This window comes from Mycobacterium sp. NBC_00419, from assembly GCF_036023875.1.
Lineage (GTDB): Bacteria > Actinomycetota > Actinomycetes > Mycobacteriales > Mycobacteriaceae > Mycobacterium.
This window is the reverse complement of sequence record NZ_CP107931.1, coordinates 974,857-987,341: the sequence shown is the minus strand read 5'-3', so window position 1 is coordinate 987,341 and position 12,485 is coordinate 974,857. Positions and strand designations below refer to the sequence as shown.

General features: G+C 66.9%; 12 protein-coding genes and 1 tRNA gene. 6 read left to right on the top strand and 7 right to left on the bottom strand.

The window, feature by feature from the left end:
• Positions 1 to 2 precede the first annotated feature (2 nt).
• From fdrA to OG976_RS04600, 3 genes are read left to right on the top strand one after another with little or no spacing between them, the layout of a single operon-like run.
• A complete protein-coding gene (gene fdrA, locus OG976_RS04610) occupies positions 3 to 1,565 on the top strand; it encodes an acyl-CoA synthetase FdrA (protein WP_328358500.1) in 1,563 nt (520 codons plus the stop codon).
• Positions 1,562 to 2,971 (top strand): DUF1116 domain-containing protein, encoded by a 1,410-nt coding sequence (locus tag OG976_RS04605; RefSeq protein WP_328358497.1) that lies wholly within the window; start codon positions 1,562 to 1,564, stop codon positions 2,969 to 2,971. The genes fdrA and OG976_RS04605 overlap by 4 nt, the downstream gene beginning before the upstream one ends.
• On the top strand, positions 2,968 to 4,344 hold the full coding sequence (locus OG976_RS04600) for a carbamate kinase (RefSeq protein ID WP_328358494.1): 1,377 nt from the start codon (positions 2,968 to 2,970) through the stop codon (positions 4,342 to 4,344). Before OG976_RS04605 ends, OG976_RS04600 begins: the two co-directional genes overlap by 4 nt.
• Before the next feature lie 22 nt (positions 4,345 to 4,366).
• Here the strand turns inward: OG976_RS04600 and OG976_RS04595 are convergent, their stop codons facing one another.
• The gene (locus tag OG976_RS04595; RefSeq protein WP_167099913.1) at positions 4,367 to 4,720 is read right to left on the bottom strand and encodes a VOC family protein; all 354 of its coding nucleotides are present in this window, start codon (positions 4,718 to 4,720) and stop codon (positions 4,367 to 4,369) included.
• 135 nt (positions 4,721 to 4,855) lie between these two features.
• Between OG976_RS04595 and OG976_RS04590 the strand changes: the two genes are divergently transcribed.
• Positions 4,856 to 5,947 carry a GGDEF domain-containing protein gene (locus OG976_RS04590; protein ID WP_328358489.1) on the top strand — a complete coding sequence of 364 codons (1,092 nt, stop codon included), beginning with the start codon at positions 4,856 to 4,858 and terminating at the stop codon, positions 5,945 to 5,947.
• A 28-nt stretch (positions 5,948 to 5,975) separates the two neighbouring features.
• On the opposite strand, the gene OG976_RS04585 is transcribed toward OG976_RS04590, so the two are convergent.
• Positions 5,976 to 6,413 (bottom strand): nitroreductase/quinone reductase family protein, encoded by a 438-nt coding sequence (locus tag OG976_RS04585; RefSeq protein WP_328358486.1) that lies wholly within the window; start codon positions 6,411 to 6,413, stop codon positions 5,976 to 5,978.
• A 56-nt stretch (positions 6,414 to 6,469) separates the two neighbouring features.
• On the opposite strand from OG976_RS04585, the gene OG976_RS04580 reads away from it, so the two are divergent.
• On the top strand, positions 6,470 to 7,888 hold the full coding sequence (locus OG976_RS04580) for an SDR family NAD(P)-dependent oxidoreductase (RefSeq protein ID WP_328358483.1): 1,419 nt from the start codon (positions 6,470 to 6,472) through the stop codon (positions 7,886 to 7,888).
• A gap of 55 nt (positions 7,889 to 7,943) precedes the next feature.
• Here the strand turns inward: OG976_RS04580 and OG976_RS04575 are convergent, their stop codons facing one another.
• From OG976_RS04575 to OG976_RS04560, 4 genes are all read right to left on the bottom strand, one after another.
• A complete protein-coding gene (locus OG976_RS04575) occupies positions 7,944 to 8,222 on the bottom strand; it encodes a type II toxin-antitoxin system RelE family toxin (RefSeq protein ID WP_328358480.1) in 279 nt (92 codons plus the stop codon).
• Positions 8,219 to 8,503 (bottom strand): type II toxin-antitoxin system Phd/YefM family antitoxin, encoded by a 285-nt coding sequence (locus OG976_RS04570; RefSeq protein ID WP_328358477.1) that lies wholly within the window; start codon positions 8,501 to 8,503, stop codon positions 8,219 to 8,221. The genes OG976_RS04575 and OG976_RS04570 overlap by 4 nt, the downstream gene beginning before the upstream one ends.
• Before the next feature lie 380 nt (positions 8,504 to 8,883).
• Positions 8,884 to 8,957: transfer RNA gene (locus OG976_RS04565), tRNA-Arg, on the bottom strand.
• 85 nt (positions 8,958 to 9,042) lie between these two features.
• Positions 9,043 to 9,360: a hypothetical protein gene (locus tag OG976_RS04560; protein ID WP_328358474.1), complete on the bottom strand. Its 318-nt coding sequence runs from the start codon at positions 9,358 to 9,360 to the stop codon at positions 9,043 to 9,045.
• 294 nt (positions 9,361 to 9,654) lie between these two features.
• Between OG976_RS04560 and OG976_RS04555 the strand changes: the two genes are divergently transcribed.
• Positions 9,655 to 10,854 carry an alpha/beta hydrolase gene (locus OG976_RS04555; RefSeq protein WP_328358471.1) on the top strand — a complete coding sequence of 400 codons (1,200 nt, stop codon included), beginning with the start codon at positions 9,655 to 9,657 and terminating at the stop codon, positions 10,852 to 10,854.
• On the opposite strand, the gene OG976_RS04550 is transcribed toward OG976_RS04555, so the two are convergent.
• Positions 10,851 to 12,437: a phospholipase C gene (locus tag OG976_RS04550; protein WP_328358469.1), complete on the bottom strand. Its 1,587-nt coding sequence runs from the start codon at positions 12,435 to 12,437 to the stop codon at positions 10,851 to 10,853. The two genes, OG976_RS04555 and OG976_RS04550, sit on opposite strands and share 4 nt — an antisense overlap.
• Positions 12,438 to 12,485 lie beyond the last annotated feature (48 nt).

The following is a 12,485-nucleotide window of genomic DNA, read 5'->3' as shown; positions in this document are numbered from 1 at the left end:
CGATGAGCACCGGATCCCGGTTCTACCCCAACCTCTACAAGGATTCGGTGTCCTTGATGACGGTCTCGGCGCAGGTGACCTCGGTACCGGGGATCGACGCCGCCTCGGTGGTGATGGCCTCGGCCACCAATGTCGACAACCTCGCCCAGGCCGGCCTCGGTACCTTCGAGGTTCGGCCCAACGACCTCGTCGTCGCGGTCTCGGGCACCGAGGACGCCTGCGCAGAAGCGCTCGCCCTGGCCGACTCACTGCTGTCTGCCGCCCCCGGGGGCGGCGGTGACGACACCGCTGCGGCCGCTCCGGTCACCAGCATCCAGATGGCCGTGGCCAAGGACCCGGCGCTGAACCTGGCGTTGATCTCGGTGCCCGGCGACTACGCCGCCGCCGAGGCGATGAAGGCCTTGCGGCTGGGGCTGGACGTGATGGTGTTCAGCGACAACGTCAGCCCGGAAGCCGAGCTGGCGCTCAAGCAGTACGCCCGCGACGTCGACCTGATGGTCATGGGCCCCGACTGCGGCACCTCGATCGTCAACGGCATCCCGCTCGGCTTCGCCAATGTGGTGCGCCGCGGCCCGATCGGTGTCGTCGGCGCCTCGGGGACAGGCACCCAGGAGGTCACCGTCCGGGTGCACCAGAACGGTTCGGGGATTTCCCAGGCGCTGGGCACCGGCGGGCATGACCTGGCCGACGCCATCGGTGGTATCTCCATGCTGCACGGCCTGGCCGCTCTGGATGCGGATCCAGGGACGTCGGTGATCGTGCTGGTCTCCAAACCGCCATCGCCCGATGTCGCGGCCAAGGTGCTCGCCGCCGCCGAAGCCAGCGACAAACCCGTCGTCGTCATCTTCCTCGGCGCGGACCCGGCCTCGATCACCGGCAACGGGGTGTACGGGGCCGCCTACCTCGCGCAGGCCGCGGACATGGCGGTGGAGCTGGCTCGCGGCGAAGAGCCGCACACCGGGGAGATCACCATCTCCAACGAGATGCGCCGCTTGCTGGGCGATCTGGCGCGATCGATGGCGCCGAGCCAACGCTATGTACGCGGCATCTTCTCCGGCGGAACCTTCTGCTACGAAGCCCAACTGGTGCACCGTGCCCGCGGCATCTCCGCATACTCCAACACCCCGGTCAAGGGCAACAGCGCCCTGGCCGACATCCGGACCAGCCTGGAGAACACCATCGTCGACATGGGTGACGACGAATTCACCCAGGGCAGACCGCATCCCATGATCGACCCGTCGCAGAAGGACGCCCGCATCCGCGACGAGGTCGCCGACCCGACGACAGCGGTCGTGCTGTTCGACGTGGTGCTCGGGTACGGATCCGCCGACGATCCGACCGCCGGACTGATGTCGATCATCGGCACGTCGAAGGCGAAGGCCCGCGCCGAAGGGCGCACCGTCGCGTTCATCGGCTATGTGTGCGGCACCGATCTGGATCCCCAGGACCGCGCGAAAGCCGTTGCCGGCCTGAAGGCGGCCGGTGTCCTCGTCGCGTCGAGCAATGCCGAGGCAGCGGTCTGGTCGGCGGCGCTGATCGCCGAGCGCGAAGGAGTCGCCACGTGAAGAAGCTCTTCGACGAAGACCTCAAGGTCGTCAACATCGGCCTGCAGGGTTTCGCCAACAACGTCACCGCGGCGGGTGGGCAGGTCACCAATCTGACGTGGGCACCTCCGGCGAGTGCTGATACGGCACTGGGCTGGACGCTGGCCACCCTGGTGGGTGATCCGCGGATCGAGGACGCCAACCACACGGCCTACGGCCGTTACCTGGCTGCCCAACCTCGGCTGATCGACCTCGTCCGTGCCAGTGCGGCGATTCCCGGTCTGGGGCCGGACGAGCGGCGAATCCTGCACTCGGGGCCGCCGATCGCCTGGCCCGACATGTGCGGCCCGCAGCGCGGCGCCATCGCCGGGGCCATCCTCTACGAAGGCTGGGCCGACGATCTCGACGCCGCCGAGAAGTTGGCCGAGAGCGGGGCAGTCGCGCTGGAACCGTGCCACGAGCACGGTGCGGTCGGGCCGATGGCCGGCATCATCAGCCCGTCGATGCCGGTGTGGGTGGTGGAGAACACCGCGGCCGGAAACGTGGCGTTCTGCAACCTCAACGAAGGCCTCGGCAAGGTGCTGCGCTTCGGTGCCAACTCCCCGGAGGTGCTCGACCGGCTGCGCTGGCTGGGCACCGACTTCTTCGACACCATGCAGGTCGCGGTGCGGGGGCTGGCCGACCCGGACCTCAAACCCCTGATGGCGCAAGCGCTGCACATGGGTGACGAGTTGCACAACCGCAATGCCGCCGCCTCGGCGCTGCTGTTCAAACGCCTGACGCTGTCGCTGCTGGGCTCTGATCTGCCCTCGGATGCGGTGCGCCGGGCTTTGGAATTCGTGGCCGGCAACGACCATTTCTTCCTCAATATCTCGATGGCGGCCTGCAAATCGATGACCGACGCCGCCGCGGGGGTGCCGGGCAGCAGCATGGTCACCGTGATGGCGCGCAACGGCGTGAACTTCGGCATCAAGCTCAGCGGAACTGGCGATCAGTGGTTCCAGGCGCCCGCCAATCCTGTTGATGGACTGTATTTTCCGGGCTATACCGTCGACGACGCGGCCGCCGACCTGGGTGACTCGGCGATCACCGAGACCAACGGCCTAGGTGGATTCGCGATGGCGGCCTCGCCCGCGATCGTTCAGTTCGTCGGCGGCACACCCGCGGATGCGACGGCCAACAGCCGCCGCATGCTGTCCATCACGCTGGGCGCCAACCCCGCATTCACGTTGCCGCCGTTGAACTTCGGTGGCACACCGGCGGGAATCGATGCCCGGCTGGTGGTCGACTCCGGCGTCCTGCCGATCATCAACACCGGTATCGCCCACCGGCAGGCGGGCGTGGGTCAGATCGGAGCGGGCATCACCACCGCGCCGATGGAATGTTTCAACGACGCGCTGGCCGCGCTGGCGGCGGAACTGGAGTGAGTGTGGGAACCGCAATCGTCGCCTTCGGTGGAAATGCTCTTGTCACCGACGCCGAGCACGACTCCATCCCGCAGCAGTACGACACCGTCAGCCGGACCGTCCCACCCCTGATCGACATGGTCGAACAGGGCTGGAAACTCGTTGTCTCCCACGGCAACGGGCCGCAGGTCGGATTCATCCTGCGCCGCTCGGAGTTGGCCTCCGACGAGGTCGACCCGGTGCCCGTCGACTATGCCGTCGCCGATACCCAGGGCGCGATCGGCTACATGTTCGTCAAGGCGCTGCGCAACGAACTGGCACGCAGAGGGCTGTCGCACCCGGTGGTGGCGGTGGTCACCCATTCGGTGGTCAGTCTCGACGATCCGGCCTTCGGCAACCCGACCAAGCCGGTCGGTTCGTTCCTCGACGAGACCAAAGCCACGCAGATGGCCGCGGCGCTGGGCTGGACGATCGCCGAGGACGCCGGGCGGGGCTGGCGACGCACCGTCGCCTCGCCACGACCGACGGCGATCCTGGAGACGGAACTGATTCGCAAGCTCCTCGACGACGGAGCGATCGTGGTCGCGGTGGGTGGTGGCGGCATCCCGGTGACCGTCTCGCCCGAGGGGACGATCGCCGGCGTGGAAGCGGTGGTGGACAAGGACATTGCCTCGGGTCTGCTTGCCCACGACTTGGGCGCGGACCTGTTGATGATCCCGACCGGGGTGCCGCGCGTGGCGATCGGTTTCGGCACGCCGGAGGAGAGGTGGCTCGACACCATCACCGTCGAGCAGGCCCGGCAGTACATCGCCTCCGGCCAGTTCGGCAAGGGGTCGATGGAACCCAAGGTCGAAGCCGTCGCCGATTTCGTCGCCACCACCCCCGGTGGTACCGGAATCATCGGTGCCGCTGAGGAGATCCCCGCGATCCTGGCCGGCACATCGGGTACTCGGATCGTCGGTGCGAACACTGTGGCGCCACAGGCGGCGCCCCCCGACTCGGGGGCAGTGCTGCTTGCGGTCAACGGCACCCTGATGCGCGGGCTCAAGCTCTCGCCCAACATGGCCGCCGCCGGTGCCACGTTCGTCCAGGAGACCGCCACCGAACCGGTGTACCGAATCTGGACCATCAACGACGACCACCCCGCCATGATCCGAGTGACCGACGGCTCGGGAGTGGCTGTGGCAGTGGAGGTGTGGTCGGTGCCCGCCGCCGGGTTGGCGGGGATTCTGTTGAACGAGCCACCCGGGTTGTCGATCGGCAAGGTCAATCTTGCCGACGGCTCAACGGTTCTCGGCGTGCTCGGTGAGCCGGCTCTGGTCGAGGGTCAGCGTGAGATCAGCCGGCACGGAGGCTGGCGAGCCTATACCGCGGCGGAGGGTGTTTCGTCATGACCGTGGTGGGCGGCGGCTCCACTCAGCGCTTGAGCGGGCTGTAGAACACCAGGCCGTTGCCCTTGTTGTCGTAGACGACGGCGCGGCGCTCGTGGGCGTCGTCGTACGGGCCCTTGACGATGCCGCCGCCACTTTCCTCGACGGCCTTGGCCGCGGCGTCCACGTCGGCGGTCTTGATACCGACGACGACCTGGCCGGGAATGGGATGGTCGATCTCGGTGGCCAGCGCCAGCGTGACCGCGCCACCGTCGAGCGCGGCGAAATGGGTGCCGTCGCGAAACTTCACCGCCATCCCCAAGGTGTCGCTGTAGAAGGCGATCGATTCATCCAGGTCGTCGGTCGACAGGATGATCATCTTGACTTCGTGGTCGCTCACTTCGTTGCCTCCGGTGTGATGGGTCGGTTCATCGTAGGCGGGTCGCACTCGTGCATCGATGACTTCGGCTACTGCGAGGATGGTTGCGACCGGTAACATCCACACTCTCACCGTCCAGGATCCGAGGGCAATCGCATGGGGGAGCGCGAGTTCGCCATCGCCACTGCGGTGCTGCGCGCCACCGGCTTCCTGGGTGCGATCAGAATTTTCACCGGTGTGGCCTGCATCTGTCTGGGACTGCTCAGCGCCATCGAACAGTTCCACACCGTCCAGCCGCTGGGGCCGCACGGTGTGGCAGCCCGGTCCATCCACTTGGCGCTGCTGGTTTCGGCGCTGGTGATCGGTGTCTGGTGGCTGGCGACCCCGTGGCCGGGTCACCGGCGGGCGCTCGGGTTCGCCGTGTGGGGCGATGTCGCGCTGGCGGCCTCTGCCGCCACACTCACTGCGCCCGAGCCGCGCTTGTCGGCCACTGTCTACATGTGCCTGATCGGCGTCTTCGCGGCGGTGCTGCTGGGGTATCGGGCGTTGTTTCTGCATTGCGCCTTCGCGACGGTGACGATCGTGGTGTTCACGTGGGTCGGTGTCCGCTATGACGGTGAATCGCTGGCGAACCTGTCGCTGTACTTCCTGCCCGCGCTGACGACGGTGGTCATCATGCCGGCGATCGCGGCCATGGTCATCGAAGGCACCCGCCGCGGGCTGAGCGCCACCGCGCAGGCGGCCAATCGCGATCCGCTGACCGGGTTGCTGAACCGGCGCGGGCTCTACGCCGACACGGCACTGCTGCTGGCCCGGTGTCCGCGCGGTGCGGTCGTCGCGGTCGTCGTCATCGACCTGGACGGGTTCAAACAGCTCAACGACGACCACGGGCATGGCGTGGGAGACGCCACGTTGTGCGCGGTCGCCAACCAGCTGACCGAGGCGATTCGCCCCCAGGACCTGGCCGGCCGCCTCGGCGGTGACGAATTCGTCCTTGTCGCAACAGTTTTGGATGAGGACGATCTCGACAGCTTTGTCATGCGGGTCCGCGAGTTGAGGCTCCGGGACCCTGCGGGGGTGGCGCTGGGGTCCAGCGTGGGTATCACCTGGGAGCCCGCCGTCGACTTCGATGTCGACGCGATCCTGCACCGTGCGGATGAGGCGATGTACCGGGCTAAGCGGGTCGGCGGCGGGACGGCAGTGGTGGTGGCGCCGCCGCATGCCGGGGATGCTCAGCCCGCGGTGTAGCGGGCAATCTCGATCGCGTGATCTGTCGTTATTGCTCCAGAATCAACAACGGAATCTCCCGCGGCGTATTGAGCTGATATCCCGCATATCCCTTGTAGGTCTTCACTACCTTTGGCCACAGCTCGGCCCGCTCCTCGGGGGTGGCCGTGCGCGCTCGCATCGGTGTCGTCGTGTTGTTCACCGTCACGTTCACGTCCGGGTTGGCGATGGCGTTCTTGTACCAGTCGGGATGGTCCTGATGCCCGCCCTTGGAGGCGACGACGACGATGCGCTTGTCGTCGTAGATCGGGCTGGTCAACAAGTTCGCGTACGGCTTGCCCGATTTGCGGCCCACGGTGTGCAACTCGACGGGAAGCATTCCCATCACCGTGCGAGGGAACCGTCCGCCGGTCAGGGCCAGCACCAGGCGGTGACCGTTTTCGAGGAGCCAGGCGCCGGTCTCGGCGACCCGATCGGATTTCTGCATGGGACCACCTTGCGCTGCGGTGCGGAACAGGGGCAAGGGGCCCGTACCCTTTGACGGTGACTGAGATCGACCCGGACAAGCTCGCCACCTGTCTGCAGGTGCTCCAAGAGGTCCGGTCCCTACCACCCGAGCACCCCGACGCGGTGCGGGTCCGCCGCGCCACCGCGGGCATCTTCAAGTCGGTCAAGCAGGCCCGCCGGCACGCCAGACGGGACGCCGTGGCCGCCGCCGACCGAACTGTCGTCGCCGCCACCGCCACCGGGGCGCCCGGGCGGATCGACGACGAAACCCAGGGTCTGCCGCTGGTGTCCACGGTCGCCGGCGCCAGTGCCGGCACCCTGATCCGATCCCGGCCCTGCTATATCTGCAAGAACCACTACACCGTCGTCGACGCCTTCTACCACCAGCTCTGCCCGGACTGCGCGGCGCTGAACCGGGCCAAGCGTGACGCCCGCACCGACCTGACCGGCCGCACCGCCTTGCTGACCGGCGGCCGCGCCAAGATCGGCATGTACATCGCGCTGCGGCTGCTGCGCGACGGCGCGCACACCACGATCACCACACGATTCCCCAACGACGCGGTCCGCCGGTTCGCAGCGATGGACGACAGCGCCGACTGGCTACACCGGCTGAGCGTCGTTGGCATCGATCTGCGCGACCCCGCCCAGGTGGTCGCGCTGGCCGACGAGGTCGCCGGCCGGGGACCGCTGGACATCCTGATCAACAACGCCGCGCAGACGGTCCGCCGGCCGCCGGGCTCGTACAGCGCCCTGGTCGAAGCCGAGCGCACGGCACCGCCGGAACTGGTGGACGTCATCACGTTCGACCACGTCAGCGACGCGCATCCACATGCGTTGGCCGGCAGCCTCGGCGAGCATCCGGACGCGCACGCCGTCACCGAGCTGGCGCTGCAGGCCCGCAGTGCCTCACCGGAGCGGATCGCCGCCGGGACGGCCATCGACGCCGGGGGGCTGCTGCCCGACACCAGCGCGGTGAACAGCTGGACGCAGCGGGTCCACGAAGTCGATGCGATGGAGTTGCTCGAGGTACAGCTGTGCAATCAGACCGCGCCGTTCATTCTGGTGAGCCGGCTCCGCCCGGCCATGGCGGCCTCGCCGGCGCGGCGCAAGTATGTGGTGAACGTGTCGGCGATGGAAGGGCAGTTCAGCCGGCGCTACAAGGGGCCAGGGCATCCACACACCAACATGGCCAAGGCCGCGCTGAACATGTTGACCCGCACCAGTTCTGGCGAAATGCTGGAGAGCGATGGCATCCTGATGACCGCCGTGGACACCGGCTGGATCACCGATGAGCGGCCGCATCCCACCAAGCTGCGGTTGGCCGACGAGGGCTTCCACGCCCCGCTGGATCTGGTCGACGGCGCCGCGCGGGTGTACGACCCGATCGTGCGCGGCGAGGCCGGCGAGGATCTGCACGGCTGCTTCCTGAAGGACTACGCGCCGAGTAACTGGTAGCGATTGTGGCTGTCCTGCATGGATTTCGGTTCCTCCGGCCGCGGCCGGCCGATCGTCACTGCTTGCGGTAGGCGTCGGCGCGACTAAAGACACCCACAACCGTGATGCGCCGGCGCTCGTCGTCAATGCGGTAGACCACGCGGTACGTGCCCCGGCGGGCACTGTGGCGGTCTTCCAGCGGCGGCCGCAATCGCTTGCCGACTCGGTGTGGGTTGTCCAGCAGCGGTCCGGAGATGAACTCATAGGCCGCGAACGCCACCGCTTCCGGCAGGGTTTCGGCCAACTGCCGTCGCACGGTCGGGGCGACGACCAGCTCGTAGCGCTGGTCGGTCACTTCCCAGCTCGACGAGCCTGCATCGCCGCGGCAAGATCGTCCGCACTCTCGGCCTCGCCGCCGGCCAGCTCGGCGTCAGCCTCACTCAGTGCGCGCAGTGCAGCGGAGTCGGACAACACCGCAATGGTCTCTTCGAGTGACTCCAGATCATCGACGGCGATAAGGACCGCGGCAGGACGCCCGTGGACCGTGACCGTCACCCGTTCGTGTTGCTCTCCGACCCGCGCCACCAACTCCGACAGGTGGGCTTTCGTCTCAGCCAGTGAACTGATTTCCGTCATAGTCATAAGTATGACCATAAATCCGCATCGCGTCCAAGCTCCTGAGGCCGGGAGGTCATCGGGTCTCATTTCGCGAAGGGGAGAAGCGTGCAGACCAGCGCTAGGTGAAGTCAATCTGGTTCCTTAACTTCATTTAGCTGAATAACTGAAGTTAAACGTGCCTGGTGAGTTCACTTCGCCCCATCACCTACGACGAGGTTCGGTGGGAGCCGCAAGTCGGGCGGCCTGCAGCGAAACCAACGGACCTCGGCAACCGCGTGTGGCGTTCTCCGGAAGTTCTCGCCGTGCTGGACGCTTTCGCTGAACGTGCGGGCGGCGAGCGTGGCCGCGTCGCCCCAACGGCAGTGTCGTGAGTATGGCTAAATACCACCTCTGACCAGCGCCCCCGGCAGGAATCGAACCTGCGACCTAGGGATTAGAAGGCCCTCGCTCTATCCGACTGAGCTACGGAGGCAGCGCTGAGAAGGATTCTAGTCGGGACGGTTTGCCACGAAGGGGCACCCACGGCTGTTGCGCCTTCAAATCCGAATGAGCCGAACTCAGTCAGCGGCGAACCGGGCCTGCAATCGGTCTAGGAATCCCTGGACCTCGGCCCGCTTGGTCCTCAGTCGCAGTACGGGCTCCGGGGTCCGGGCATTTCCCCAACCGGCATCGACCCGGTCGGCCCAGCGCGTCTGCGCGATGTCGATGAGGTGATCCAACTCGGCAATCTCCACGCGCATGAGCTCGGCAAACACCCTCGCCTGGGCGGCATCGTTGGGGTGTGACGGCGGCGCCACCGCGACCAACCTGCGCGGGCCCGGCCCTGCGGATGCAGCGCGGCCTGCCGCGGCCGGACTCCAATCGTGAAGAAGCATCCACATAGCCTGGCCCCGTCCACTCCGTGTTTCCTGCCAATCGAGCCGCCCGACATCAGTCGTCTACGAACAATTCACTTTGCTGGACGGTCGAGCTACTTCCGGTCGTGTCGAATCTGCAGGCTTGTGGCCTGCGGCGACGCGGCGAGGCCCCCTGTGCATGGATGAAATGTCGTTGAGTGCGCTGACAATTCGCTATGGTGTGACGGGCGGCACAGGCAATTCCCGCCTGAAAGACGCCCGAACTGGGCAAACGCCTTAGGTTGGCTAAGTGTCAAGGGAGTCCGACCCCGGATGAGCAATCCGATCGAGCAGGTGGCAGCGCAGTGCACGCGTGCCTTCCACACGGGCTCGTTGCTGCTGCGCGGCTCACCAGCCGCTGCCGGCTGGGTGCTGGGCTGGATGGCCGCCGAGTTCGCCCCGCAGGTGCTGACCGGGCATGCCCTGTCGGTGATTCCCTCGCCGCTGGAGAAGGTGGCCGCGGCACTGGCCGTCCAGCACGCCGACACCGTGCTGGAGACCGCGTTGCGGGAGACCTTCGGCGAGGGCTACGCCGACGCGGTGCACCACCCGCTCGAGCCGTACTCCGCGCGCCGGCCCAACTTGGCCGCCGTTCTCGAAGCGATGCGGCATCGACGCCTATACGCAGAGAAGACCCTCAACATCTCCTACGGCCCAGGCGGGCGTAACCACGTGCTCGACGTGTGGCGTCGGCCCGACCTTCCCGAGGGTGGCCGGGCCCCGGTCCTCATTCACGTTCCCGGCGGGGGATGGTCCATCAACGACAAGCGTGGCCAGGGCTACCCGTTGATGACCCGGATGGCCCAACTCGGTTGGATCTGCGTGTCGATCAATTACAGCCGAAGCCCCCGCAACGCCTGGCCCGCCCACATCGTCGACGTCAAGCGCGCCATCGCCTGGGTGCGGGCCAACATCGCCGACTACGGCGGCGATCCCGACTTCATCGCCATCACCGGCGGGTCAGCCGGCGGCCACTTGAGCTCGCTGGCGGCGCTGAGCGCGGGCGACACCCGGCTGCAGCCCGGCTTCGAAGACGCCGACACCAGCGTCCAGGCCGCCGCGCCGTACTACGGCGTCTACGACCTGACCAATGTCGAGAACATGCACGGCTTGATGATGCCGCTGCTCGAACACGTGGTCATGCAGCAGCGGCTCGCCGACGATCCGCAGCTGTTTCGCGACGCCTCCCCGATGTACCGCGCCCACCGCGACGCGCCACCGTTCTTCGTCCTGCACGGCGAGAACGACGCCGTCGTCCCCAACTCGCAAGCCAGAGCCTTCTGCACCGCCCTGCGCGATGCCGGTGCCGGGTCGGTGGCCTACGCCGAACTGCCCAACGCCCACCACGCGTTCGACACCATCGCCACCCTGCGCTGCCAGCTCGCCAGCGAGGCCGTCGCCGCATTCCTCGGCATCGTCTACGGCCGACATCTCAACGCCCGCAAGCGCACTCGGCGGGCGGCTGTCAGTTAGCCGACAGCTCCGTTGCGCGGGACAAGGAGCAGCGGTGGCCGAACCGGCCCACTGAAGTCGAACAAGGCCGTCAACGACCCGGCCCTGGCGTCCAACGAATCGTCACCGATCCGGCCCGTCGACCAGTTGTCCTCGATGAACCGCAGGATCGAGGTCTGGTCGGTCACGGTGTGATCGACGAAGTTCGCCTTCGTGAAGGGCGAGACCACCAGCAGTGGCAGGCGTGGGCCGTAACCGCAGCGTCCCTGGTAGACGATCGGCGGTGCGCTCGCGGAACTGCAGGATCCGGGCCCGGTGAGCGCGTCGGCCTTAGTGGTCGACGCCGATACGACGGGGGAGGGCTTGTGGTCGTACCAGCCGTCGGAGTCGTCGTAGGCCAGGACGATCGCCGTGTCCTTCCAGTCCGGAAGGCGTTCGAGACGATTGACCGTCTCGACGACGAACTGTTGCTCGTCGAGCGGATCTGAATACTGGGCGTGGCCATCCTGGTAACCCGGCGCCTTCAGAAAACTCACTGAAGGCAGGTGGCCGGCGTCGGCCGCTGTCCAGAAGTCCGAGAGGTCGTACTGGTGGTTGGCCTGGTCGCTGCGCCCGATCTCGTCGGCCGACCCCGGCGGCAGATGGTGCGGGTTGGCCGTCGACGGGTAGTACTGAAACGGTTCGTGGTGGGGGATGTAGTCGCTCTTGGTGCCGAACGGCTTCGGGCCGGATGTGCCCGTGCCTCCCAGCGCCGTCCCGACGTTGTGCTGGGCACCGCACACCGCGGTGCCGTCCGGCTTGGTCGCCGTCGGCCGGAAGCCGCCCTGGAAGTAGCCCCACGTGATGTTCTTGGCGTTGAGCAGGTCACCGATGTTCTTGTTCGCGCTGCTCAACTGGACCTGGTCACGGCTCGAGCAGTCGTCGCCGAACGGCTGGGAGTCGCCGATGAGGGCGTTCTCGATCACCTGGTCGGCGGGGAACGGCTTGCCGCCGGGAACGAATTCCTTTGTGACGCCATGAGTTTGGCCTGACACCAGATTGATGTGGCCGGGAGTCGACGGGCCGAACGTGGAGTTGTAGGAGTTGTCACTCATGGCGAAGTGCTGGGCGTAGTTCCACAACGCGGTCACGGTGTTGCCGTCGTAGTAGTCCATCACCATGCCCGGGGCCGAGTAGATCGGCGGCTTGCAGTTGGCGATCTCGGTGTGTTCGACGAACTTGTCCATCGCGCCGCCGTTGAAGGCCAGCTGTTCGGGGGTGTAGTCATGGTCCTGATCGCAGGTGACGATCTGATCCGGTCCGCCCAGTCGCACCGGCTGGTGGGTGTTCGGGTTCCGGGTCAGCAGCTCTGGTGTCAGCCCGTCGACGGCTGGAGTGTCCGGCTGGGCGCTGAACGGCTGCCCATCGGTGTTCGCGGCATGCGGGTAGGTGCCGAAGTAGTGGTCGAACGAGACGTTCTCGCCGAAGATCACCACGAGGTGGTGGATCGGTGTGGTCGTGCTGGCGACGCTGATGTCTGTCGGCGCCGCCGAGCACGACGCGACGATCAGTGCAAGGGCCGACGCGACGACAGTTGCGGTCCGACGGGAATTGGGCTGGCACACACCACGAAGCTTGGTCCTTCCCGGTGTCCATACGGTGAATATCGCTTT